The organism is Fusobacteria bacterium ZRK30 (assembly GCA_024628785.1).
Lineage (GTDB): Bacteria > Fusobacteriota > Fusobacteriia > Fusobacteriales > Fusobacteriaceae > Psychrilyobacter.
Window position 1 is genome coordinate 969,296 of the sequence record CP102405.1, and the last position, 24,239, is coordinate 993,534.

General features: G+C 34.9%; 26 protein-coding genes and 1 riboswitch. Of the genes, 25 read left to right on the forward strand and 1 reads right to left on the reverse strand.

The window, feature by feature from the left end:
• The first annotated feature begins 112 nt into the window (after positions 1-112).
• The 5 genes from NRK67_09770 to NRK67_09790 all read left to right on the forward strand — a co-directional run bounded on the left by NRK67_09770 (position 113) and on the right by NRK67_09790 (position 5,473).
• On the forward strand, positions 113-778 hold the full coding sequence (locus NRK67_09770; GenBank protein ID UUV19697.1) for an amino acid ABC transporter permease: 666 nt from the start codon (positions 113-115) through the stop codon (positions 776-778).
• A gap of 25 nt (positions 779-803) precedes the next feature.
• On the forward strand, positions 804-1,535 hold the full coding sequence (locus NRK67_09775; protein ID UUV19915.1) for an amino acid ABC transporter ATP-binding protein: 732 nt from the start codon (positions 804-806) through the stop codon (positions 1,533-1,535).
• Between the two features lie 198 nt (positions 1,536-1,733).
• Positions 1,734-2,900 (forward strand): 4Fe-4S binding protein, encoded by a 1,167-nt coding sequence (locus tag NRK67_09780; GenBank protein ID UUV19698.1) that lies wholly within the window; start codon positions 1,734-1,736, stop codon positions 2,898-2,900.
• 218 nt (positions 2,901-3,118) lie between these two features.
• Complete coding sequence (locus NRK67_09785; GenBank protein ID UUV19699.1) at positions 3,119-4,552, forward strand: alanine:cation symporter family protein; 1,434 nt, start codon at positions 3,119-3,121, stop codon at positions 4,550-4,552.
• Between the two features lie 183 nt (positions 4,553-4,735).
• Complete coding sequence (locus NRK67_09790) at positions 4,736-5,473, forward strand: class I SAM-dependent methyltransferase (GenBank protein UUV19700.1); 738 nt, start codon at positions 4,736-4,738, stop codon at positions 5,471-5,473.
• 36 nt (positions 5,474-5,509) lie between these two features.
• Here the strand turns inward: NRK67_09790 and NRK67_09795 are convergent, their stop codons facing one another.
• A complete protein-coding gene (locus tag NRK67_09795) occupies positions 5,510-6,160 on the reverse strand; it encodes a porin family protein (GenBank protein UUV19701.1) in 651 nt (216 codons plus the stop codon).
• 270 nt (positions 6,161-6,430) lie between these two features.
• Between NRK67_09795 and NRK67_09800 the strand changes: the two genes are divergently transcribed.
• From NRK67_09800 to NRK67_09895, 20 genes are all read left to right on the forward strand, one after another.
• Positions 6,431-7,069 (forward strand): helix-turn-helix domain-containing protein, encoded by a 639-nt coding sequence (locus NRK67_09800; protein UUV19702.1) that lies wholly within the window; start codon positions 6,431-6,433, stop codon positions 7,067-7,069.
• Between the two features lie 205 nt (positions 7,070-7,274).
• Entirely contained in the window at positions 7,275-8,387 is a 1,113-nt protein-coding gene (locus NRK67_09805; GenBank protein UUV19703.1) for an MFS transporter, read from the forward strand.
• Positions 8,388-8,415: 28 nt separating this feature from the next.
• Positions 8,416-8,820 (forward strand): PhnA protein, encoded by a 405-nt coding sequence (locus NRK67_09810; GenBank protein ID UUV19704.1) that lies wholly within the window; start codon positions 8,416-8,418, stop codon positions 8,818-8,820.
• A 257-nt stretch (positions 8,821-9,077) separates the two neighbouring features.
• A complete protein-coding gene (locus NRK67_09815) occupies positions 9,078-10,433 on the forward strand; it encodes a Na+/H+ antiporter NhaC family protein (GenBank protein UUV19705.1) in 1,356 nt (451 codons plus the stop codon).
• 101 nt (positions 10,434-10,534) lie between these two features.
• On the forward strand, positions 10,535-11,725 hold the full coding sequence (megL, locus tag NRK67_09820; protein UUV19706.1) for a methionine gamma-lyase: 1,191 nt from the start codon (positions 10,535-10,537) through the stop codon (positions 11,723-11,725).
• Between the two features lie 114 nt (positions 11,726-11,839).
• Positions 11,840-12,247, forward strand: coding sequence for a PhnA protein (locus NRK67_09825; GenBank protein ID UUV19707.1), 408 nt, complete (start codon positions 11,840-11,842; stop codon positions 12,245-12,247).
• A 12-nt stretch (positions 12,248-12,259) separates the two neighbouring features.
• Positions 12,260-13,111 (forward strand): PHP domain-containing protein, encoded by an 852-nt coding sequence (locus NRK67_09830; protein ID UUV19708.1) that lies wholly within the window; start codon positions 12,260-12,262, stop codon positions 13,109-13,111.
• Between the two features lie 32 nt (positions 13,112-13,143).
• Positions 13,144-13,243: riboswitch (TPP riboswitch) on the forward strand.
• 96 nt (positions 13,244-13,339) lie between these two features.
• Positions 13,340-13,537: a sulfur carrier protein ThiS gene (thiS, locus tag NRK67_09835; GenBank protein ID UUV19709.1), complete on the forward strand. Its 198-nt coding sequence runs from the start codon at positions 13,340-13,342 to the stop codon at positions 13,535-13,537.
• Between the two features lie 2 nt (positions 13,538-13,539).
• On the forward strand, positions 13,540-14,310 hold the full coding sequence (locus NRK67_09840) for a thiazole synthase (GenBank protein ID UUV19710.1): 771 nt from the start codon (positions 13,540-13,542) through the stop codon (positions 14,308-14,310).
• Between the two features lie 8 nt (positions 14,311-14,318).
• Positions 14,319-15,425, forward strand: coding sequence for a 2-iminoacetate synthase ThiH (gene thiH / locus NRK67_09845; protein UUV19711.1), 1,107 nt, complete (start codon positions 14,319-14,321; stop codon positions 15,423-15,425).
• Positions 15,422-15,967, forward strand: coding sequence for a sulfur carrier protein ThiS adenylyltransferase ThiF (thiF, locus tag NRK67_09850; GenBank protein ID UUV19712.1), 546 nt, complete (start codon positions 15,422-15,424; stop codon positions 15,965-15,967). Before thiH ends, thiF begins: the two co-directional genes overlap by 4 nt.
• Positions 15,954-16,583, forward strand: coding sequence for a thiamine phosphate synthase (gene thiE, locus NRK67_09855; protein ID UUV19713.1), 630 nt, complete (start codon positions 15,954-15,956; stop codon positions 16,581-16,583). Before thiF ends, thiE begins: the two co-directional genes overlap by 14 nt.
• 13 nt (positions 16,584-16,596) lie before the next feature.
• Positions 16,597-17,877, forward strand: a complete 1,281-nt coding sequence (gene thiC, locus NRK67_09860; GenBank protein UUV19714.1) for a phosphomethylpyrimidine synthase ThiC — start codon at positions 16,597-16,599, stop codon at positions 17,875-17,877.
• Positions 17,877-18,248 (forward strand): hypothetical protein, encoded by a 372-nt coding sequence (locus NRK67_09865; GenBank protein UUV19715.1) that lies wholly within the window; start codon positions 17,877-17,879, stop codon positions 18,246-18,248. The genes thiC and NRK67_09865 overlap by 1 nt, the downstream gene beginning before the upstream one ends.
• A 342-nt stretch (positions 18,249-18,590) precedes the next feature.
• Positions 18,591-19,280, forward strand: a complete 690-nt coding sequence (locus NRK67_09870; protein ID UUV19716.1) for an amino acid ABC transporter permease — start codon at positions 18,591-18,593, stop codon at positions 19,278-19,280.
• Entirely contained in the window at positions 19,280-20,008 is a 729-nt protein-coding gene (locus NRK67_09875; protein UUV19717.1) for an amino acid ABC transporter ATP-binding protein, read from the forward strand. The genes NRK67_09870 and NRK67_09875 overlap by 1 nt, the downstream gene beginning before the upstream one ends.
• Before the next feature lie 54 nt (positions 20,009-20,062).
• Positions 20,063-21,379: a YjiH family protein gene (locus NRK67_09880; GenBank protein UUV19718.1), complete on the forward strand. Its 1,317-nt coding sequence runs from the start codon at positions 20,063-20,065 to the stop codon at positions 21,377-21,379.
• Between the two features lie 18 nt (positions 21,380-21,397).
• On the forward strand, positions 21,398-22,132 hold the full coding sequence (locus NRK67_09885) for a basic amino acid ABC transporter substrate-binding protein (protein UUV19719.1): 735 nt from the start codon (positions 21,398-21,400) through the stop codon (positions 22,130-22,132).
• 138 nt (positions 22,133-22,270) lie between these two features.
• The gene (locus tag NRK67_09890; GenBank protein ID UUV19916.1) at positions 22,271-23,434 is read left to right on the forward strand and encodes a M20 family metallopeptidase; all 1,164 of its coding nucleotides are present in this window, start codon (positions 22,271-22,273) and stop codon (positions 23,432-23,434) included.
• 14 nt (positions 23,435-23,448) lie between these two features.
• On the forward strand, positions 23,449-24,195 hold the full coding sequence (locus NRK67_09895) for a basic amino acid ABC transporter substrate-binding protein (GenBank protein UUV19720.1): 747 nt from the start codon (positions 23,449-23,451) through the stop codon (positions 24,193-24,195).
• The last annotated feature ends 44 nt before the right edge of the window (positions 24,196-24,239 follow it).

Here is a 24,239-nt window from a genome sequence, read left to right on the forward strand (position 1 = left end):
TGAAAAGATCGAAACAAATAATTAATAGGCATTTTAATTCTGAAGAGAGAAAACTTTCTAAAAGTTAAAATGCCTGTTTTTTTTTAAAAATAAAATTAAAGAGAGGGAAAAAATGGATTTTAAAATAGAAGCAATGATAGGGTTGTTCCCAATTTTATTAAAAGCTTTGGGACTGACATTAAAAATAACATTTATATCAACACTTATATCGGTTTTATTGGGGATATTAGTAGCAGTTATTAGGTTTTTTAAAGTGAAAGTTTTATATGAAATAACAGGATTATTTGTATCTTTCTTCAGAGGAACCCCATTATTGGTACAATTATTTTTAATTTACTATGGATTGCCTCAGGTATTTCCTGTCTTTACAAATATGAGTGCCTTTGTGGCAACAGTATTAGGGCTTAGTCTGCATTTTTCTGCTTATATGGCTGAAACTATAAGGGGAGCCCTGTCATCGGTAGATAAAGGACAATTAGAAGCCGGTTACTCAGTTGGGATGAATACTATTCAAGTGATGGTAAGGATAGTCATACCTCAGGGGATAAGGGTTGCAATTCCTTCAATTGTAAATATTTCTATAGACCTGTTGAAATCTTCATCTTTAGCATTTACTCTGGGGTTAGCCGATATCATGGCAAAGACACAACTAGAAGCAGCCAGTTCATATAGATTTTTAGAGAGTTATCTGGCCGTGGCTTTAGTTTATTGGGCATTAGTAATTTTACTTGAAAGGGTTCAAAAAATACTGGAAATTAAATTGAATAGAGGTTATTAGGAGGGGAACTGTGAATAGAACTAATATATTAGAGGTAAAAGAATTACATAAAAGTTTTGGAGAATTAGAAGTTTTAAAAGGAATAGATTTTTCTCTGGAAAAAGGAGAGATAGTATCTATTGTAGGACCCTCTGGAAGTGGAAAATCAACTTTTTTAAGGTGTTTAAATTATTTGGAAGAACCGACAAATGGTTCTATAACAATAGATAGTTTAAGGCAGGAAGCCAACAATCATAAGAAGAAAGACATAGTTGCTTTTAGACAGAAGACATCTATGGTATTTCAAAACTATAATCTATTTAAGAATAAAACAGCTTTGGAAAATATAACAGAAGCTCTTATAATAGTAAAAAAAATAGATAAGAAATCAGCTGATAAAAAAGGCAGAGAGATAATAAAAAAAATAGGATTAGAGGGAAAAGAAGATTTTTATCCCAGTGAACTCAGTGGAGGACAGCAGCAAAGGATAGGGATAGGAAGGGCTATGGCTCTTGAAAATAAATTGATATTGTTGGATGAACCTACATCGGCCTTAGATCCTGAATTAGTAGGAGAGGTTTTAGATCTCATAAGACTATTGGTTTCTGAGCATATAAGTATGATAATAGTGACTCATGAGATGAAATTTGCGAAAGAGGTATCTGACAGGGTGATCTTTATGGAAGATGGAGTAATTGTAGATCAGGGAACTCCTGATGAAATTTTAGTATCTCCTAAAAATAAGAGGATAGAGTCGTTTTTGGGAAAAACCTCATAGAGCGAAGTGACATCTGTTTAAAAATAACTATAATAGTTAGCGTTAAAGTATTATTTAAAAGTAAATAGATTTATTTATATTAAAAATAGGCAGTCCTTTGGACTGTCTATTTTTGTTTTGCTTCAACGTTTCTTCACACAATCTTCACAAAGAGATAATAATATCCCTATATAAAGAAAAATAAGGGGGAAGATTTTAATGAAAGTGAAAAAAATTAGACTAGGGATTCAGTTGGGGATATTATTTCTTGTAACAATGGCTGGAATTTTACATCAAAAAATAGGTGGAGGACCAAATGGTGTGGCTTCAATTCATGCTCTTTGTCCATTTGGTGGAATAGAGAGTTTCTATTCCCTTGTGACGAGGGGTACTTTTATCAAAAAGACATTTTATTCCAATATAATCCTTGTGGGAGGATCTACGTTTTTGGTGATTACTCTGGGAAGGATCTTTTGTGGCTGGATCTGTGCTCTGGGAACTTTGCAGGATATCTTTGGGAAAATAGGAATGCGATTCTTTAAAAAGAGGTATCATCTGCCTAAATCATTGGATAGTGTTCTTCGATACCTAAAATATATAGTTCTCGTTGGTATTATTTATTTTACCTGGAAAACAGGTCAGTTGGTGATCAGTTCTATCGATCCTTTTGTAGCTTATAGCCACCTTACGGCAGGCTGGGAAGAGCTGTTAAATGAATATCTTATTGGATTTGGAATATTGCTGGCAATGCTGCTCTTTTCCCTTTTTTATGAAAGGTTATTCTGCCGGTATCTCTGTCCCCTGGGAGCTTATTACGCAATCATGGGAAGGTTTTCATTGTTAAAAATAAAAAGGAATAAAAATGTCTGTGTGAACTGTAAGAAGTGCGACAGAGAATGTCCTGCAGCACTGGAGATTTCATCTGTAAATAAAATTAACAAGAGTGAATGTATAAGCTGTATGAACTGTGTGGAGGTTTGTCCCACTGCTAAGAAGTCTTTGGAAATAGATATTATGAAGAAAAAATTCAGTGGAGGTAAATTAGGAATAATCGGTGTGACTATCTTCTTTGGGATAATCCTAATAACCAAAGGTCTGGGAATATACCAAACTACGCCAGAGAGTCTGTCTGGAATTTTCAAAGGAGATCCTGGCAATATCAGGGGATGGATGAGTATAGAGGAGGTGGCTCAAGGGTTTGATATTCCGTTGAAGAAATTTTATAAAGAGTTAGGAGTGAATATAGAAGATCTTCCACCTGAAACAACTATAAAAAGCAGTGAAGAGGTACTGAAATCAGTGGGAATTGATTTTGATCATGACAAGATATATGAAATAATAATACCACTTCTCAAAGAAAGGGAGAATAAAGAATCGTCGGAATAAAATGTTAACCTTAATGAGAGAATTTATTAAAAAAAACTGCCAAAATTTATCAAGTGCACACTAATTCCATACCTATATAGTTATAAAAAAAAGCAATTAATAGCTTTTCCCTATAAATAACCAACGAAATTCATATATGGTATATATTGACAAAGAAAGATATATATACTATACTGATGGAATAAATAAATAATAAAGCATTAGGGAGGAATTAAAGTATGGTAGATTTTTTAAATAACATTTTATGGTCATATGTATTGATAGTAGGTTTGATAGGTGTGGGGATCTATTTCTCTATAAAAACAAAGTTTGCTCAGTTTAGAATGATAAAGGAGATGGTAAGACTTTTAACTGAAGGAGCAGCAGATGGAGTAAAGGGGAATAAAGAGGAAAAAGGAATATCATCATTTCAGGCTTTTTGTATAAGTACAGCTTCTAGAGTAGGAACCGGGAATATGGCAGGAGTGGCACTGGCTATCGCAGCAGGAGGACCAGGAGCAGTATTCTGGATGTGGATGTTAGCACTTATTGGTTCAGCATCTGCTTTTGTAGAATCTACTCTGGCACAATTATATAAGGTAAAGGATGGAGACGCATTTAGAGGCGGACCTGCATATTATATGGAGAAAGCTCTAAAAAACAGAACATTAGGGATTGCGTTTTCAATATTAATCACAGTATGTTTTGGACTGATCTTCAACTCAGTTCAATCAAATACAATCGCTATGGCGTTTAACGGATCATTTGGAATAAGTAAAACTGTAGTTGCTGTTGTATTATCAGTATTGACTGCTGTTATAATCTTTGGTGGTGTAAAGAGAATAGCAAGTTTCGTAGAGAAGGTAGTTCCTGTAATGGCAGTATGCTATGTAGTTGTTGCAACGGTTGTTATAGTGATGAATATTACTCATATACCGGCAGTATTCGGGATGATTATTGATGGAGCGTTTAACTTTAAATCAGCAGCAGGAGGAGCACTAGGTGCAGCTCTTATGCAGGGAATTAAAAGAGGATTATTTTCTAACGAGGCAGGAATGGGTAGTGCTCCTAATGCGGCAGCTACGGCTACAGTAACTCATCCGGTAAAGCAGGGACTTATCCAGGCATTGGGTGTATTTACAGATACAATATTAATCTGTAGTGCAACAGCATTTATAATCTTATTATCAGGATATCAGTCACTTAGCGGAGACGGGATCCAAATGACTCAGTCAGCACTTAGCATGCATTTAGGAAACTTCGGTGGAATATTTATCGCTGTATGTATCTTCTTATTCGCATTCTCTTCAGTAATTGGGAACTATTATTATGGGGAAGCAAATATCGAGTTTATGACTGAAAATAAATTATGGTTACAAGGATATAGAGCAGCAGTTGTTATGATGGTGTTATTAGGAGGAATTGCAGGGTTAAAAGTAGTATGGGGATTAGCGGATCTATTCATGGGATTCATGGCTTTATTAAACCTATATGCGATCTTAAAGTTAGGTCCTATTGCATTCAGATTATTAGCTGATTACTCAGATCAAAGAAAGCAAGGGTTGGATCCAGTTTTAAAAGCTGAAACAGTGGCAGACTTAGATGGTGTAGAGTGCTGGACTGGTTCTGAAACAGCTACTCAAAAAACAGGACAAAAATTAAAGACTATATAAAAAATATGAAATGCCTCCTAATAATAGGAGGTATTTTTTTTGTCTAGGAAATTATAAAATTTATTGAATAAATAAAAGATTATAAAAATCTAGATTGTGCCCGTTTGGATGCAATGTCACGTTGCTTTTATTATTATTAAAGAATAATAACTATGTAAAACTTTAATATAATGGAGGGATGAAATGGATAAGGAGATGATGGAATTCTTTTTTAAGATTCATAATGGAGACTTCAGAGGAGGACCGGGAAGTAATCTATCCACTGAAAGAGCCTATAATATTGCAAAGGAATTTTTAGGAAAGAATATAAGTATACTGGATATAGGAGCCGGATCTGGGTTTCAAACCAAGGTACTAAAGAGTTTGGTGGATGGAAATATTACGGCTATAGATAGATCGGAAATTTATTTGGAGAAGATAAAAAAAGAAGTAGGAGTCAAGACCGTCAATTGTTCCATGGATAGTTTAGACAGCTCTTTATCCCATAATACCTTTGATCTCATATGGAGTGAGGGAGCCATCTATATAATGGGGTTAGAAAATGGGTTGAAACACTGGAAACATTTTTTAAAACAGGGGGGGATTATAGGCTTTTCTCATATCTCATGGATTAAGGATAATCCTCCTAAGGAGATCTTAGAATATTGGGAGGCAGAGTATCCCCAGATAGCGACACTGGATGAAAATAAGAAAATTATAGACGAAGCCGGATATGAGATAAAGGATTATTTTATCCTGCCGTCAACCGACTGGATGGCAAATTTTTATGATAGTATGATTGACAGGCTGAAAGAATTAGAGAAAGAGGAATTATCTGAAAAAGAAAAGATGGTAATGGATATTCACTGGGAGGAGGTAGAGATGTATAAGAGATATGGGGACTACTATGGATATGTATTCTTTATAATCTCTCCTAAATAAAAAAACTCCTTCGTTGAAGGAGTTTTTAAATAAATTTTATAAATCGAATCTGTAACCAGCTGAAAGAACAACTCTTCCATAGTCGTTATCTTCTTTTCCATAAAAGTCATTAGCTGTAGCTTCTGCTTTAGTAACAGCATACATTAGGTCTACAGTGAAGTTTTTATATTCTACTCCTCCACCTACAGCCCAATATAGACCATTCTCTACATCTATACTTGTTTTCTCATTGTCACCTGCGCTTACTCCAGTTTCTTTTGCTTCTAAATCAGATTCACCAAAGTTAAATGAATAACCTAAATTAGCTTTTAAATATGGCTTGATCTCTGAATTAAGATTAAAGTTATATTTAGCAGTTAAATATATAGGTAATGAATTATACTCTGCTCCTGAAATTTCTCCTGTGTTCCCTGCTTCAGAAACTTCTTGAGTTTTTCTGTCTGCATGGAATTGATATGCCAGACCTAAACCTAGATCAAAATTATCAGTTATACTTTTATAACCTTCTAATGCTAATTCTCCACCAAATCCGTCTGTGTCCTCATTCAAGAGATCCACTCCATTTAACTCGTGCCCAGTATATGAAGCACCTAAATCTCCACCAAATCTTGCATTTAAATATGTGTCCCCTTGTGCAGCAAACGATACTGCTGATAATGCTACTAATCCTAATAATACTTTTTTCATATTTTGTTCCTCCCTAGTAATTATATTAATAATGTCTTCCTATAACTTTATTTATCCAGCTATTAGCTTTTCTTTGTTTAGGAGTATTATTGTTTAAAAATTCACTTCCCCTGATTCCTTAAGTGTCTAAGCTTTTGATATTTATCTTGATTTTTTACTCGATAAATAATATCATTTAATAAAAACAAAAGTGTCCAATGGGTGGACTTTTTATGTTTTTTTTAAGTTTATCAATCAAAAAAATCAAATAACGAGTCGGAGGTCAATAATATGGAAGGGAAATTTGGGGTTTTGGAAAAAATATTGTCTAAAGATTTGATTAAAAACTTAAGTATCAGGGAATATAATAGGGGAGAATTCTTACTGGCTATAGATGAACATAAAATCTTATATCTCCTTGAGGGAACGGTATACGCTGTGAGATATCATGATGGGGAAAAGATAATTCACCCTTATTTTTTTAAGCCGAATCAATTTATAGGGATAAATATGTACCTGCAAAAAGATATAAGAGATTGGGAGATGGTGGCTGCCACCAAAAAAGTAAGGGCAGTAATATTAGAAGAGAAATTTTTGGAAGAGCATATGTTCAATGATGCCAAGATCCTCAGGTTTATTTTAGAAGGAGGTTCCGGAGTAATAAGAAGAGGGGGAAGGGGATACTTTATGCGCTCCCATGGGGGAGCCAAGGTATTCTTTGCCTTTATACTTATGAGTAATTCGGTAGAGGGGAAGATGCATTTTTTAAAGTATAATGACATTGCCCATGTTCTTAATGTGGGAAGGAGTATGCTCTATAAATTAACCGGTGAGTTAACAGAGGAAGGGTGTATAAAAAAAGAAAAAAATTTTATAACTATATTGGATGAAGAGAAGTTGAAGAAGTATTATGAGGAATATATGTATTAGATAAAAAAACATATTTTATGATATAATTAGAGTTGAAAATAATAAAAAATAAGATTTTTATCTCAAAAAAACAGAAAACTCCGCCAGAGGTGAAAAAAAGTCTCTAATAATGATAAAAAACTATACAATAAACCAGGTAAAATAACAATCATTTAATGGTAAAATAAGACAAAACGCGCAATAAAAGAAACCAAGGAGGAAATCAGTGTCGATCTACATATTATTTTACTTTACATTCTACTTTACTTTAGGAGCTAGTATGCTCTATTTCTCCCAATTTTTTGAAACTGTCAATATATCAGGGGGCCAGTCAGGGATGATTTTTGCTATAGGATCATTTTTAGCCATGGCTTTTCAGCCGGTTTTAGGGTATATAAACGATAAGACAAAAAAATCGAAAGAAATTCTGATCACAATTACGGGAATTATTTTTATTACTTTATTCCTGATGAACTATATAAATTCATTTGTAGGGATATTGATTTTATATTCCTTCTATGCAATAGCGGTTTTTTGTGAGATGCCCCTTATGGATACAGTGTCTCTATCTACCCATTATGCCTTTGGAAAGATAAGGTTGTGGGGTTCGATTGGGTTTGCTGTGGGAGCTTTGGTTTCAGGAAAAGTTATAGAGTTATTCGGGTCTTCGTCATTTTTATATTTAGCAGCAGTTACTTCAATTATAACAGGAATAATTATCTTGAAGATCCCTGTGAAAATTAATAGTTTACATGAAGACGATGAAAAGGTAGATTTAAAGAAACTTTTAACCAATAAAAAATATATTGTTTTTGTAATGGTTTCCATGTTATTTTTAGGAACTAACAATGGACACAACAGTTATTTTGCAGTTTATTTTAAAGAGATCGGTGGGTCCATGGCATTATTGGGAACAACGATTTTCCTGATGACCCTCAGTGAAGTACCTTTTATTGGGGTTTCTACAAAATTAATAAGTAAAAAAGGGGTAGAATTTGTAGTTACTTTAGCGGTACTGTGTATGACTGTCAGATGGGGAGTATACTTTTTATTCTCTAAACCATCTGTGATTGCAGGAACTTTTTTATCTCAGGGAGCATCTGTAGGGTTGTTCTTTGCAGGAGCAAATCTATTTATTCGAAATATTGTAGAAAAAAATACCCTGGGGACGGCAATAACGGTATTTATGGCAGCAGGTTCATTAGGAGGGATGTTTGTTCAATATATTTCAGGAGTGATCATAGAGCAATATGGAGCAGTTTATATCTATGGATTTTTTACTATCCTGGCATTTGCAGCCTTGATATTGATGTTTTTAGGAAAAAAATTAAAGAACTAAAAAAATGGAATAAAAGGAGATTGTAGTTATGGCAAGAGGATATGATGAGGCAAAGGACAGAAAAAATAAGGTATCATTATTTGGAAAAACATTGGTAAGAAGATCTAAATCAACATGTGAGTTATGTGGTGAAACAGGTCAGAAATTAAATATATTTGAAGTTGGAAAGATAGAGGTAGAACCGGACTATGATAGATGTATCCATATCTGTGATACATGTATGGACACAATAGACAGGTTACAAAAAGCCGATGAAAACGATCTGAGATTTTTAAATCACGCCATTTGGAGTGAGGTAAATATAGTAAAGGCTACAGCAATAGATCTTATAAAACAGATTGAAGGAAAATATTCGTGGATAGATGACCTATTAGACATGGTCTATATGGATGAGGAGTTAGAAGAGATAGTTGAAAAGATAAGCAAGAAGTAAAAATAAAAAAAGTTTCTTTATAAAAATGAGGTGCTTATCCATTTTTGGATAGCACCTTTTTTCTTATAAAGTATTGAAAAAATCATACAAAATGTTGATTTAGTTCTAAAATAGTTCTTTTGGTTCGGAAATGAGAATAAACATTTGGTTATATAGAAAAAGTGTTGTATAAACATAAGGTGTAGAAATAGTATAAAAACTATATAAGTTATACTGGGTTTATTGTATATTAAAAAATAAAAAATTGGAGGAAGAAAATGAAACAAGAAAACATTAAAGCAAGTTTTAAGGGATTGGTACCATTTTTTGTTTTTATTGGAATTTATTTGGGAAGCGGATTGATCTTGCAGTCTCAGGGGGTAGAACTAGCATTTTATCAACTGCCTGCTCCTATAGCGGCCTTTGCCGGAATTGTAACTGCTTTTATTCTTTTTAAAGGCACGATCAATGAAAAATTTAGTACTTTTGTCAAGGGATGTGGTCATCAGGATATAATAATCATGTGTATAATATATCTTCTTGCCGGGGCATTTGCCGGAGTATCCAAGGCCATGGGAGGAGTAGATTCTACTGTTAATTTAGGGCTTACTTATATACCGGCACAATATATTGCAGCTGGATTATTTATCATCGCCGGATTTATCTCTACAGCTACAGGGACTTCTGTGGGTGCTATTGTTGCCATTGCTCCAATTGCTGTAGGATTAGCTGAAAAAGGGGGACTTTCCCTTCCACTAGTACTTTCTGCTGTTATGGGAGGGGCTATGTTTGGAGATAACCTTTCAATAATCTCAGATACGACAATTGCAGCTACGAGAACTCAAGGTGTAGAGATGAAGGATAAGTTTAGGGTAAATATTTTAATTACTGCTCCTGCAGCTATTATTACAATTATCCTTCTAATTATTTTCGGAAGACCTGAAATTCTGCCTGAGGTTCAAAACTATGACTTTAGTCTGATTAAAATTTTGCCATACCTCTTTGTATTGGGATTTTCTCTGATTGGAATGAATGTTTTTATCGTTTTAACTGGAGGGATTGCTCTTTCTGGAGTAATCGGGCTTATTTATGGAAACTTTACTATCCTTACTTTTTCAAAGGAAGTTTACAATGGATTTGTAGGTATGAACGAGATCTTCCTCCTTTCATTTCTTACAGGCGGTTTAGCCGCTATGGTAACTAAAGCCGGCGGAATTCAGTGGCTCCTTGAAAAAATACAGAAGAGTATCAGAGGACCGAAAACAGCTCAATTAGGAATTGGGGCCTTGGTGGGACTTACAGATATGGCTGTAGCAAATAATACTGTTGCAATAATTATAAATGGTTCCATAGCTAAAAAACTCTGCAGGAAATATGAAGTTGACCCGAGAAAAAGTGCCGCTATATTGGATATTTTTTCTTGTATAGCTCAGGGTTTTATCCCCTATGGAGCTCAGATGTTAATTTTAGTAGGTTTTGCAGGGGGAAAAGTAACACCTCTAGAAGTTATGCCTCTATTGTGGTATCAGCAGTTATTGTTATTAGCTGTTATAGTTTCAGTTCATATACCATTTGCTGATGGTCTTATGAGGAAAGAACCATGGGTATGGGAAGTTGATGCAGAAAACCTATAGGTGTGTTCTTTAAAATAATATTTTTTTAGAAAAAATGTTGTGTTTTAGAAAAAAATGTTATATACATGAAGTGAAAAGATTAAAATTTAAGGGGGCTTAAAATGAAAGGGATTCAAGAAAAAGGATTTGGAACAAAGGCGATACATGGAGGAGCAGAAAAAAATCCATTTGGAACATTAACTACACCAATATACCAAAGTTCTACATTTGTATTTGACAGTGCAGAACAAGGTGGTAAAAGGTTTGCTTTAGAAGAAGCAGGATATATTTATTCAAGATTAGGAAACCCTACATCAAGTGTTGTAGAGGGGAAATTAGCATTATTAGAGGGAGCAGAAGCGGCGTTAGCGACTAGTTCAGGAATGGGAGCTATCTCATCTACTATGTGGACATTACTTAAAGCCGGAGATCATTTATTAGCTGACAAAACTTTATACGGGTGTACATATGCTTTTTTGTGTCATGGATTAACTAAATTTGGAATCGATGTAGAATTTGTTGATACTTCTGATTTAGAAGCAGTAAAAAAAGCTATGAAACCTAATACCAGAATAGTTTATTTAGAAACACCAGCAAATCCTAACTTAAAAGTTGTAGATGTAACAGCTGTTTGTGAGATAGCTCATAAAAATGAAGGAACTAAGGTAGTGGTAGACAACACATTTGCAACACCATACCTTCAAAATCCTATAAAATTAGGAGCTGACTTAGTAGTTCATTCAGCAACTAAATATTTAAACGGTCATGGAGACGTAGTAGCAGGATTTGTAGCAGGAGATTTAGAAACAGTAACTCAAATAAGATTAATAGGTGTAAAGGATATGACGGGTTCAGTTCTTAGCCCCCAAGATGCTTTCCTTATGATAAGAGGAATGAAGACTTTAGAACTAAGAATGGAAAGACACTGCAGTAATGCATATGAGATAGCTAGATTCTTAGATGATCATCCTATGATAGAAAAGGTATACTATCCAGGACTTGAATCTCATGAAGGACATGAAATTGCAAAGGAGCAAATGAACGGATTCGGTGGAATAATGGCCTTTGAGGTAAAGGGTGGAATAGAAGCAGGAAAGAAATTATTGAACAGTTTAGAGTTATGTACTTTGGCAGTAAGTTTAGGAGATACAGAAACATTGATCCAGCATCCGGCATCTATGACTCATTCTCCATATACTAGAGAAGAGAGATTGGCATCAGGAATCACAGATGGATTAGTTAGAATATCTGTAGGTTTAGAAGGTGTAAATGATATTATAGATGATTTAAAGCAGGGATTGGAAAAATTATAGAAGATATAAAATAGCGGAGATCTTTCTTCGCTATTTTTTTATTATCACTAAATTTTTTATGTTGTTTATGATATAATAACAGGTGGAAATAAAAAATAAAAAGGAGATAGGAACATGGCTAAATGGACAGGGAGAAGCAAGGGAAGAAAAAATAATGTAGTGGAATTCGGAAAAGAATTGGTAAGAAGATCTAAATCAACCTGTGAACTATGTGGGGAATCTGGGAGAAGTCTCAGTGTATATGAAGTTGGAAAAACAGAGGAAGATGCTGACTTAGAAAGATGTATCCATGTATGTGATGAATGTAAAAATACAATAAAAAAATTAAATAAAGCCAGTGAAAATGACCTGAGATTTTTAAATCATGCAATCTGGAGTGAAGAAAATACAGTAAAAGCCACAGCACTTCATATCATTTCTGAGATAGAGAACAGGAATAGATATTCATGGATCGGTGATCTGGTGGATATGGTTTATATAGACAATGAATTAAAAGAGATATGTGAAAGGATGAAACATTAAAAAGGAGGGTTCATGATAGATTTACATATGCATTCTACATTTTCAGATGGGACACTGACTCCTGCACAGCTGGTAGAACGAGCTAAACAAAATAATATAGAGGTCATGGCTATTACTGATCATGACAATGTGGATGGTCTGAAAGAGGGAAGGATAGAGGCAGAAAAAAAGGGGATAACTTTTGTAAATGGAATAGAGGTTTCAGCTAATTTTATGGATAAAGACGTCCATATACTGGGATATTTTTTAGATTTAGAGGATAAAGAATTTTTGGGATGGCTGAAAAATTTACAGGAGAAAAGGCACAATAGAACTTTGAAGATACTGAAAAAATTAAGCAGCTTAGGGATAGACATAAGTTTATCCGAAGTAGAAGGTGAAGTTCTTGGGAATGTAATAGGGCGGCCTCATATAGCTAAGATGATAATAAAAAAAGGTTTTGCAGTTACCATGGATGAAGTATTTGACAGATATTTGGGAGACGGAAAACCTGCATACGTTCCCAAGGTAGGAGTAGATATGGTGGAGGTAGTGAAAAAATTAAAAGCCAATGGAGCTGTAGTTATCTTAGCTCATCCCCATCTGATATCTCATCCAGATGATACAGTGATAAATATAATAGATAATTTGGTAAAAAATGGATTGGACGGGCTGGAATTGTATTATCCGAATATAGCTCCAAGAAAAAAAAATAAACTTATGAAAACCGCTAAAAAAAGGGATCTTATCTTAACTGGAGGTTCTGATTTTCATGGGCTTCATAGGGCAGGGATAGATATAGGACTGGGAAATATTTCTACAGAAGTGTTTCAAAAAATGGTAGAAAAAAAAGAAAAGATTGACAAAAATAGAAAATATATATAAACTGAAATTGAGTTAAGATAAGAGACAATCGAATAGACAGCTAGGGGAGCCATATGGCTGAGAAGTATAATTACTGACCCTTTGAACCTGAATCTAGTTAGCACTAGCGTAGGAAAGCGGAGTTTTTTTATAAAATTTATAGTAAGTTATATTTTTTTAGAGAACGATTATAACCGTATACCTGTGGGTATGCGGTTTTTTTATTACATAAAGACTAAAGGGGGATAGATGGAGATAACTTTAAATGGTGAAGTAAAAAAAGTGGAAGCAGAAAATATCTATGATCTGATAAAAAGTTTGGGTCTGGATAGTGATGGTGTGGTAATTTTACACAACGATGAGGTCATAAAAAAGGACCTTTGGTCGGAAAGTAATTTGAATCTAAAAGATAGCGTAGAAGTATTATATTTTGTATCAGGGGGATAGAGATGGATAAATTAATATTAGGCGGAGTGGAATTTAAAAGCAGATTATTGACAGGAACAGGTAAGTTTTCTTCTAAAGATGAGATACCAAAGATGCTAAAAGCCAGTGAATCACAGATAATAACCATGGCCCTTAGAAGGGTAAATCTAAATAATAGTGATGAAAATATATTGAACTATATTCCTAAAGACATTACTCTGCTGCCCAATACATCTGGAGCTAGAAATGCTGAAGAAGCTATAAAGATCGCAAGAATAGCAAGAGCTGCAGGATGCGGAGATTTTATTAAGATCGAGGTAATAAACGATATGAAATACCTGATGCCAGACAATGCAGAAACTATAAAGGCAACTAAGGTCCTGGCAAGTGAGGGGTTTATAGTATTGCCGTATATGACTCCGGATCTAATAGCGGGACAGAGATTAAAGGAAGCTGGAGCAGCAGCAGTAATGCCTTTGGGGTCACCTATAGGATCAAATCGTGGGATAGAAACCAAGGCAATGATAGAGATAATGATAGAAAATATAGACCTGCCAATCATAGTGGATGCAGGGATCGGTAAACCATCCCAGGCAGCAGAAGCTATGGAAATGGGAGCAGCAGCAGTACTTGTGAACACTGCAATAGCCTGCTCTCCTAACCCGGCTGAGATGGGGGAAGCCTTTTCATTGGCAGTAAAAGCAGGAAGGATGGCATATAAAGCCAGAATGGCTGAGGAAAGCAGATATGCCAATGCATCGTCACCGCTGACAGGTTTTTTACATAATAATTAGGAGGAAAGATGTCATTTTATAATGAAATAGAAAAATTCAAAGATTTTGATATGGAAAAATATATGGATGAACTGACCCATGAAGAGATAAAAAGATCTATAAAAAAAGATAAACTAACTAAGTTTGATTTTTTAAATCTTTTATCTCCTAAGGCCAAGGATCACCTGGAGGAGATGGCAAAAATAGCTCAAAGGAGGAGTATACAGCAGTTTGGGAAGATAATTAGTCTGTATATCCCCATGTATATTTCGAATTACTGTACCAATGAATGTACCTATTGCGGGTTTAATAAAAATAATAAGATAGACAGAAAACACCTTAAACTAAACGAGATAGAAGCTGAAGCTGTGGAGATAGCTAAAACAGGGATAAGGCATATCCTCCTTTTAACAGGGGAAGCCGAAGGGTTAGTAGGAGTAGGTTATATAGAGGACGCAGTTAAAATATTGAAAAAGCATTTTGATTCTGTAGTGGTAGAGATATATCCATTGGAGACAGAAGAATATAGAAGGCTAGGAAAGATAGGAGTAGACGGGCTGACTATATATCAGGAAGTTTACGATGAAAAAATTTATAAAAGTGTACATTTGGGAGGTAAAAAATCAGACTATATGTGGAGGCTGGAAACTCCTGAAAGGGGGGCTAAAGCAGGGCTTAGAAGTATAAATATAGGGACGTTATTTGGATTGGGAAATCTGGTAGAGGAAGCTTATTTATCGGGGCTTCATGCTAAATATCTTACAGATAAATATTTAAACAGTGAGTTTTCCATCTCCCTGCCCAGGATAAATGATGCAGAGGGGGGCTATAAGAGTAAATATATCTTAGATGACGCAAGTTTTGTCCAGTTTGTTCTGGCCTATCGACTATTTCTTCCTAAAGCAGGGATAAATATCTCTACCAGAGAGGTGGCTGAGTTCAGGGATAATCTGATTGGACTGGGAGTTACAAAATTTTCAGCAGGATCCAAAACCAATGTAGGGGCATATAGTGATTTAGAAAAATCAACCCCTCAATTTGAAATTTCAGATAACAGAAGTGTAGAAGAAACGGAAAAAGCCATAAAGGCAAGGGGTTATCAGGTAGTCCATAAAGACTGGGAGCTGATTGTATGAAGATAGGTATTTTAGGAGCTGGGGGGATAGGATCAAATGTAGCTGTAAATTTAGTGAGAAGCGGAGTATCTAACCTTAAGATAGCTGATTTTGACAGGATAGACCTTTCTAATCTCAACAGACAGTTTTATTTTCATGACCAGATAGGAAGACCTAAGGTAGAGGTGTTGAGGGAAAACTTAGTGAGAATATTACCTGACTTAGAGATCGAGGTCATAGATAAAAAAATTGAAAAAAACAATATAAAAGATCTTTTTTCCGACTGCGATATCTTAGTGGAAGCCTTTGATAAGAAGGAATATAAGAGGTTATTGGTAGAGGAATTTTATGGTTCTAACAAACTCATTGTTTCAGCCTCAGGTATAGCTCATCATGATCTAGATGATATACAGACTAAAAAAATTGGTGAAAATCTATATGTGGTTGGAGATTTTAAGAAGGGAATTGAGGAGTATAAAACTTACTCTCCCAAGGTTTTGATAGTAGCTTCTATAATGGCTAATCTTGTTATGAGTAAGGGAGGATATTATGAAAAAAACTAAAAGAACTATACCTCATGGGATATATGGGATCACAGGAGAGAAGTTTGCCAATGGAAGATCTAATATAGAGTGTGTGAAATCTATGATTGATGGCGGGATAAAGATAATTCAGTACAGGGAAAAGGAAAAATCCATAAGGGAAAAGGTAGAAGAGATTATAGAGATAAGAAGGTTGTGCCTTGAAAATAATGTTATTTTTATAGTCAATGATCATGTGGATATAGCTATTTTAGTGGATGCAGACGGTGTTCATGTTGGGCAGGATGATATGGAGATATCCCATGTTAGAAAGCTGATAGGAGAAGATAAGATAATAGGAAGATCTACCCATTGTCTTGAACATGCCAGGAAAGCTGTGTCAGACGGGGCTGATTATATCGGTGTAGGACCTATATTTAAGACCACTACAAAAGAGAAAGATCCTGTAGGACTGGGATATTTAGAAGAGGTAGTTAAGAATATAGAGCTTCCCTTTGTAGCTATTGGGGGGATAAAAGAAAGTAATATAGATAAGGTGAAAAAATTGGGAGCTAGTAGTATATGTCTGGTCAGTGAGATAGTAGGAGCAGAAAATATTGTAGAAAAGATTAAAAAATTAAATGAAATAATAGATTAAATAGGGGGACAGGATGAATAATTACACAACACAGATGAATGCAGCTAAAAAGGGGATAATAACAAAGGAAATGAGGGACGTACTGGCATCTGAAGCTATAGATGAAAAGACATTGCTTAAAAAAATGAGTGAGGGAAAGATCGTAATACCTGCAAATAAAAATCATAGATCTCTCAGGGGAATAGCTGTTGGAGAGGGTGTGAAAACTAAGGTAAATGTAAATTTAGGGGTGTCAGAAGATTCCTATGATTTAGATTTAGAGTTTGAAAAGGTAAAAAAAGCATTGGAGTATAAGGCTGATGCGATTATGGACCTAAGCATCTTTGGAGCTACCAATGAATTTAGAACTAAGTTAGTAGAATATTCAGACGTTATGCTGGGGACCGTGCCTATGTATGATGCAGTAGCAAAATATGGGAAAAATATAAAGGATATGACAGTGGATGATCTCTTTGAGGTAGTGGAGGAGCATGCAAAAAATGGGATAGATTTTTTGACTATCCATGCAGGATTAAACCAGGTATGTGCAGAAAGAGTAGACAACAACCCTAGATTAACTAAGGTTGTAAGTCGTGGAGGAGCTATCTTATATGAGTGGATGAAATTAAATAATAAGGAAAATCCATTCTATGAACACTATGACAGACTGTTAGATATATGTGTAGAGCACGATGTAACCCTTAGTTTGGGAGATGGTCTTAGACCAGGAAGTATAAAGGATGCAACAGATGCTCCTCAAATTCAAGAATTATTATTTTTAGGAGAGTTGACAAAAAAAGCATGGGCAAGGGATGTACAGGTAATGATAGAGGGACCTGGACATGTTCCACTACATGAGATAGCTGCTAATATGCAGTTGGAAAAAAAATTATGTCATGGAGCACCATTTTATGTGTTGGGACCCCTTGTTACTGATATTGCTCCAGGATATGATCATATAACTTCAGCTATTGGAGGAGCATTGGCAGCTGCCAGTGGAGCAGACTTTCTCTGTTATGTAACACCGGCAGAACACCTTAGATTACCGGATTTAGATGACATGAAAGAGGGAATAATAGCTTCAAGGATTGCAGCACATGCAGGGGACATAGCTAAGCAGATTCCCGGAGCTATAGAGTGGGACAATGCCATGAGTAAAGCTCGTGGGGAATTAAACTGGGATAAGATGTTTGAACTATGTATCGACCCTGTAAAGGCAAAGGAGTATAGAAAATCATCTCAACCGATAGATGGGGAAACTTGTACTATGTGCGGGGACCTGTGCCCCATAAAAAGAACTAAAGACCTTGCATAATGAAAGTTTTGGACGAAGATGATTTTAAACGAGATGAGTTTAAAATAAAATTTGTTGGGAAGATAGATAATTTTTTTATTTTAAATTCCATGCTGGAAGACCTAAAGATTAGTTCGAAGGATGAAGAAGAACTTATTTTAAATGTTTTTTTTAGGAGATCTAAAAAATTGCTGGATAGATTGGTGGATATAATAGATCTTTTAAAGGGCAATTATTCCTTTGAGATATATTCTTCTGATTATAGATTTAGATTCATAGATTTTTATGGAAAAGCTGTATTTAACTCTGAAGACAGGAAAAAAACAGGGAAATTTATAATAGATGATGGGTATAGAATCCAGGAAATTTCTAAGTTTGAGAAAGTATTATAAAAAAAACAGGAAAATATTTTAAAATAAAAGTTGACCAAATGAAATAAATTGTGATAGTATTTCTTTAAATAAATTAGAGTAAAAAATTCAAAGAGGAGGTTTAGCCATGTTAATAAACAGCAGGATAAGGGGAAGAAAATTACACCCAACTAAATTTATAAACAGGCTGATCTTCGGATAGACTTTTTGCAAAGATTAGAGATAGTAACATTATGTCTCTATGAGTATATTAAGTATTGAAATTTTAGCCGTCAACTATGACGGCTTTTTTTATCCCAGGAGATGTAGTCTAACTACGTGTTTTGGGATTTTTTTTATGAATAAATAAGGAGGAAAGGAAAAATGGCATATTTAGAAACACTTAAGGAAATATTTATAGATGGGGACAGATATATGTATATCCTGAAAGGGTTATTGTTTTCCATCAATGTAACGATATTAGCAGCAATAATTGGAATAGTATTAGGAGTAGTTTTGGCCCTCTGCAGACTGAGTCACTTCTACCCATTTAAAAATAAATTTAATCCATTGTCTCAGGGAGCATTGATCTATGTTGACCTGATTCGTGGAACACCAGCTGTGGTGCAACTGATGGTTTTAGCCAATGTAATCTTTGTAGGAGCCTTAAGAGATGTACCGATCTTAGTGGTAGCGGGATTAGCTTTTGGATTAAACAGTGCAGCATATGTAGCAGAGATCATAAGAGCAGGAATAGAAGGATTGGATAAGGGCCAGAGTGAAGCAGCCAGAGCATTGGGGATGAACTATATAACTACCATGAAGGAAGTTATCGTACCTCAGGCAGTGAGAAAGATACTACCGACACTGGTAAGTGAATTCATATCTCTTTTGAAGGAAACATCTATAGTGGGATTTATCGGTGGGGTGGACCTGCTCCGTTCGGCAAATATAATAACCAGTCAGACATATAGAGGTGTAGAACCACTCCTGGCAGTTGGAATTATCTACCTGATATTGACAAGTTTATTTACTAAGTTTATGAGAAAAATTGAGGAGAAGGTGAAAAACTGATGATTAAAATAGAGAACTTATATAAAAGTTATGGTGACCTGGAGGTATTAAAGGGAATAAGTAAAAATATCGATAAGGGAGAAGTTGTAGCAGTGATAGGACCTTCCGGATCTGGAAAATCTACATTTTTAAGATGTATCAACATGATGGAAGAGATAACTTCAGGAAAGGTAGTTGTACAGGGAAAAGATCTTACCGATCCCAAGGTAAATATAAATAAGGTCAGACAGAATGTAGGGATGGTATTTCAGCACTTTAACTTATTCCCTCACAAGACAGTATTAGAAAATCTTATGCTGGCTCCCATGAAGGTAAAAAAGATGAAAAAAATAGAGGTTATGGAAAAATCAAAAACTCTGTTAAAAAAAGTAGGATTGGAAGATAAGGCAGATGTATATCCTGATTCTCTTTCAGGAGGGCAGAAACAAAGAATAGCAATAGCCAGAGCATTAGCTATGGAGCCAGATGTACTTTTATTCGATGAACCGACATCGGCACTGGATCCAGAGATGGTAAGAGAGGTGCTAGATGTAATGAGAGATTTAGCGAAATCCGGTATGACAATGATAGTTGTAACTCATGAGATGGGCTTTGCCAAGAGTGTAGCCAACAGAGTGTTCTTTATGGATTACGGAGTTGTTCTTGAGGATGCCGCTCCCAAGGAGTTATTTGAAGCTCCTACCCATGAAAGAACGAAGGAATTTTTAGACAAGGTATTAAACCATTAAAAATTTACTTTTAAACAGTAAAACACAATAAAAAAAGAAGAAAGAGGAGAAGAAATGAAAAAAAGTTTAAAATTTATATTACCATCGCTATTAGGGATAGGACTATTTATCCTGCCGATAACATTCAACGGAACTACAACTGTATTTTTAGGGCATGCCAATGGTTTTGTAAAGAATAATATTAAGGATCAGGTATTATTTTACGGGATGTTGATCTCAGTCATAACGATTATCCTTAGTATATTGGGAAGTTTAGTAAAACCTAAGTTTATTGAAGACAACGAGATGTTAAAATCTATGTTTAATATGAGTTTAGGAGGGTTAGTGGTAAGGATCGTAGGTGCTTTATTCTATATCATGGTTTATTTTAAGATAGGACCTGAGATGGTTATTGGAAAATATACAGGAGGACTGGTAGTAAATGATTTTATCGGGTCATTGTTAGTAACATTTACAGTTGGAAACTTAATACTGCCATTTCTTTTAGACTTTGGATTACTGGAGTTTCTGGGAAATTTATCTAAACCAATTATGAGAACTCTATTTAAGGTGCCGGGAAGAAGTGCTGTAGATGCTATCACTTCATTTGTAGGAGATGGAACCCTGGGAATATTAGTTACCGATGAACAGCATGCCAAAGGATATTATACCAAGAGGGAAGCTATTATAATCTCAACATGTTTTTCAGTGGTAGGGATATCATTTACTTCCTTTGTAGCAGAGGAGCTGGGATTTTCAGAAAGATTTCCGTTATTTTATGGGACGATAATTATGACCTGTATTCTGGTAGCAATGATAATAGCAAGGTTACCAATAATGAAAAAATACCCGGATGAATATATGAAGGGTGTAGGGAAACAAATCTCAGAAGAGGAATCTCAGGTGAATCTGAAGGTAGCGTATGCCACAGCAGTAAAAAAAGCTGAAAGTGGAAATGTATCTTCATTTAGTAAGATGGTTCCTGCAATAGTAAATATTCATATGACATTTATTCCCACAATAGTTTTTGTAGGAACTCTGGGATTGATCACAGCAGAACACACAGAAATATTTAATTATATAGCGATGCCTGTAACACCGATATTTAAAATTTTAAATATTCCAGATGCAGCTCTGGTAGCCAAGGCATCTTTAGTAGGGTTTACAGATATGTATCTGCCGACAATTTTTATAAAGGGTTCGGAACATGAGATATCTAAATTTATAGTTGGGACTCTATCATTTACACAGTTGATCTTTATGGCAGAGACCGGATCAATCTTGTTGAAAACAAAGATGAAATTTAATATATTGGAAGTAGCTGGATTTTTCTTACTGAGAACAGCTCTTAGTTTACCGATAATAATAATAGTAGCGAAATTATTTGTTTAAAATTAAAGGAGGAACAAAATGAAAAAAACGATGAAATTAATAATGACAGTAATAGTGGGAATATTTATGGTAGCTTGTGGAAATAAGAGTGAGGAAAAAATATCTAAGATATACGTGGGAACCAATGCCGAGTTTGCACCATTTGAATATTTAGAAGATGGAAAAACAGTGGGATTTGATATGGATCTGATGGCCGCGATATCAAAGGAGATAGGGGTAGAGATAGAGATTAAAGATATGGCTTTTGATGGTCTGTTACCGGCATTACAGGCTAAAAAAGTGGATATGATAATTGCAGGGATGACAGCTACAGAGGAAAGAAAGAAAGCTGTAAACTTCAGTGAAACATACTATAAAGCAAATCAAGTGATCATAACAGCTGAAGACGCAGAGGATATCTCAAATTTTAAAATGTTAAAAGGAAAGAAAGTAGGAGTAATATTAGGATTTACAGGAGATGTAGTAGTCAGTGAGATAGATGGTGTAGAAGTAAAAAAATATAATGCAGGGTATGCAGCTATAATGGACTTAAAGGAAGGAAAGATAGACGCAGTAGTATTAGATGGTGAACCAGCTAAGAACTTTGTAAAAAACAATGAGGGGATAAAAGTTACATCGGCAGAGGGAGAAAAGGAAGAGTATGCAATGGCAGTATCTAAAGATAATGCAGAGTTATTGAAAGATATAAATACAGCTTTAACAACATTAAAGGGAAATGGAACGTACGATAAATTATTAAAAAAATGGTTTTAGAAAGAGAGATTAATATGGGAAGCAGGTATATTGAAAATTAAATAGGAAATAAATCATGCTAATCTAACAGGGATTCTGTTGAAAACGGCAGGGTCCCTTTTTTATACAAAAAAATAAGGAAATTTGGAGGAAAAGATGATATTAAATGCGAAAAAAATTTATTCAGATTATGCAGATGAACTAATAAAATTAAATCATTATATCTATAAAAATCCAGAATTAGGAAATCGTGAAATAAAAGCAAGGGATGCTCATACTGTCCTTTTAGAAAAAAATGGATTTCAGATAGAAAAAGAATTTATAGGGATAAAAACAGCATTTAAAGCCACCTATAAATCCAAAAAAAATGGACCTAAAATAGCTTTTTTAGCTGAGTATGATGCTCTTCCAGAGATAGGACATGGGTGCGGGCATAATATATTGGGAACTTCCAGTACAGGAGCAGGATTAATATTAAAGGAATTTGCAGAAGATTTAGGTGGAGAAGTAATAGTTCTTGGGACACCGGCAGAGGAAACTGACGGAGCCAAGGTGGATATGGCTAAAGAAGGGGTCTTTGAAGATATAGATGTAGTGATGTCAGTTCACCCTACAGGGGAATTTCATATTGAAAGCGGAACCTCTCAGGCTATGGAAGCTATAAGGTTTAAGTATTTTGGTAAGACAGCTCATGCGGCAGGATCTCCTCACTTAGGGATAAATGCTCTGGATGGAGTTATAACTCTTTTTAACGGGGTAAATGCCATGAGACAGCAAACTTATGAAACCGACAGGATCCACGGAATAATTACAAATGGAGGAGAAGCTGCCAATATAATCCCGGATTTTTGTTCGGCAGATTTTTATATAAGGAGCAGTAGCGATAAAGAGTTGAAAAAATTGTCAGAAAGGGTAAAAAAATGTGCCGAAGGAGCAGCCCTTGCTACAGGAACCAGACTGGAGATGGAAAATTATGAATACAGTTTTAAAGATCTTATAACCAACAAAAAATTATCTGAAACTTATATAAAAAATCTGAAACTTTTAGGTGTTAAAGAGATAAAAAAAGGAGAAAAATCAGGTTCTACAGATATGGGAGATGTCAGTTACTGCTGCCCGGTTATTCATCCATATTTTCCCATAAGCGATGAAGAGTTACCAGGTCATAGTGTAGAGTTTGCCAGAGCAAGTATAACAGAAAAAGCTTACGAAGGAATGAAGGAAGCAGTTCTATCTATGGTAATGACTGCAGTAGACATAATAATGGATAAAGAATTATTAAAAGAAATTAAAGAGGAATTTCTTTTAACCCATAAAAAATAAAGGAGATAAAACTTATGAAAAAATTAATAAATTTAGTTGGAATTTTAATGATGGTTGTATTGGCTGGATGCGGTAAAGAAGAGGTGCAGACTAAAAAAATATACATAGGAACAAACGCCGAATATAAACCCTATGAATATATTGAAAATGGAGAAATAACAGGGTTTGACATCGAGTTTATGGAAGCTTTGGCTGAAAATTTAGAGTATGAAATAGAGTGGAAAAACTTAAGTTTTGACGGATTATTACCGGCTCTTCAGACCCATAAGATAGATATGGTGATAGCCGGTATGTCACCTACAGAGGAAAGAAAAAAAGCTGTAGATTTTACCGATATCTATCATAGCAGTGGACAGGCTGTTTTAGTTAACAAAGAAAATAAGGAGATTCAATCAGCAGAAAATTTAAAGGGAAAAGTTATAGGGGTCCAGTTGGGAAGTCTTCAGGAAGGTATCGCTTCTAAAATAGAAGGTACAGAGGTAAAAAATTATAATTCTTTTACGGGAGCAGTCTTAGAACTTAATGCACAAAAGATAGATGCTGTTATAGTTGGGGATATTGTAGCAGATAATTATTTGGAAAATAATAAGAATTTAAAGAAAATAAGTTTATCGGAAGAGCAGCAGAAAGGGACAGACGGAACAGCTATAGCCCTGGAAAAAGGCCAGACTGAGTTACTTAAAAATCTCAATAAAGGGATAAAAGAGTTAAAAACTAATGGGAAATACCAGGAACTATTAAATAAATATTTTGGTGACTAGTATATAAATAAAAACTAATGAAATCAATATATTCAAGGAGGAGC

What these genes read in the sequence shown, in the direction of transcription:
- NRK67_09810 (UUV19704.1), top strand. Translation starts at nt 8,416, where the DNA reads ATGGCAAGAGGATATGATGAGGCAAAGGACAGAAAAAATAAGGTATCA.
- NRK67_09895 (UUV19720.1), top strand. Translation starts at nt 23,449, where the DNA reads ATGAAAAAATTAATAAATTTAGTTGGAATTTTAATGATGGTTGTATTG.
- NRK67_09865 (UUV19715.1), top strand. Translation starts at nt 17,877, where the DNA reads ATGAAAGTTTTGGACGAAGATGATTTTAAACGAGATGAGTTTAAAATA.
- thiE (UUV19713.1), top strand. Translation starts at nt 15,954, where the DNA reads ATGAAAAAAACTAAAAGAACTATACCTCATGGGATATATGGGATCACA.
- NRK67_09880 (UUV19718.1), top strand. Translation starts at nt 20,063, where the DNA reads ATGAAAAAAAGTTTAAAATTTATATTACCATCGCTATTAGGGATAGGA.
- NRK67_09785 (UUV19699.1), top strand. Translation starts at nt 3,119, where the DNA reads ATGGTAGATTTTTTAAATAACATTTTATGGTCATATGTATTGATAGTA.
- NRK67_09840 (UUV19710.1), top strand. Translation starts at nt 13,540, where the DNA reads ATGGATAAATTAATATTAGGCGGAGTGGAATTTAAAAGCAGATTATTG.
- thiH (UUV19711.1), top strand. Translation starts at nt 14,319, where the DNA reads ATGTCATTTTATAATGAAATAGAAAAATTCAAAGATTTTGATATGGAA.
- NRK67_09815 (UUV19705.1), top strand. Translation starts at nt 9,078, where the DNA reads ATGAAACAAGAAAACATTAAAGCAAGTTTTAAGGGATTGGTACCATTT.
- NRK67_09795 (UUV19701.1), bottom strand. Translation starts at nt 6,160, where the DNA reads ATGAAAAAAGTATTATTAGGATTAGTAGCATTATCAGCAGTATCGTTT.
- NRK67_09885 (UUV19719.1), top strand. Translation starts at nt 21,398, where the DNA reads ATGAAAAAAACGATGAAATTAATAATGACAGTAATAGTGGGAATATTT.
- NRK67_09870 (UUV19716.1), top strand. Translation starts at nt 18,591, where the DNA reads ATGGCATATTTAGAAACACTTAAGGAAATATTTATAGATGGGGACAGA.
- NRK67_09825 (UUV19707.1), top strand. Translation starts at nt 11,840, where the DNA reads ATGGCTAAATGGACAGGGAGAAGCAAGGGAAGAAAAAATAATGTAGTG.
- megL (UUV19706.1), top strand. Translation starts at nt 10,535, where the DNA reads ATGAAAGGGATTCAAGAAAAAGGATTTGGAACAAAGGCGATACATGGA.
- NRK67_09790 (UUV19700.1), top strand. Translation starts at nt 4,736, where the DNA reads ATGGATAAGGAGATGATGGAATTCTTTTTTAAGATTCATAATGGAGAC.
- NRK67_09770 (UUV19697.1), top strand. Translation starts at nt 113, where the DNA reads ATGGATTTTAAAATAGAAGCAATGATAGGGTTGTTCCCAATTTTATTA.
- thiF (UUV19712.1), top strand. Translation starts at nt 15,422, where the DNA reads ATGAAGATAGGTATTTTAGGAGCTGGGGGGATAGGATCAAATGTAGCT.
- NRK67_09875 (UUV19717.1), top strand. Translation starts at nt 19,280, where the DNA reads ATGATTAAAATAGAGAACTTATATAAAAGTTATGGTGACCTGGAGGTA.
- NRK67_09780 (UUV19698.1), top strand. Translation starts at nt 1,734, where the DNA reads ATGAAAGTGAAAAAAATTAGACTAGGGATTCAGTTGGGGATATTATTT.
- thiC (UUV19714.1), top strand. Translation starts at nt 16,597, where the DNA reads ATGAATAATTACACAACACAGATGAATGCAGCTAAAAAGGGGATAATA.
- NRK67_09800 (UUV19702.1), top strand. Translation starts at nt 6,431, where the DNA reads ATGGAAGGGAAATTTGGGGTTTTGGAAAAAATATTGTCTAAAGATTTG.
- NRK67_09830 (UUV19708.1), top strand. Translation starts at nt 12,260, where the DNA reads ATGATAGATTTACATATGCATTCTACATTTTCAGATGGGACACTGACT.
- thiS (UUV19709.1), top strand. Translation starts at nt 13,340, where the DNA reads ATGGAGATAACTTTAAATGGTGAAGTAAAAAAAGTGGAAGCAGAAAAT.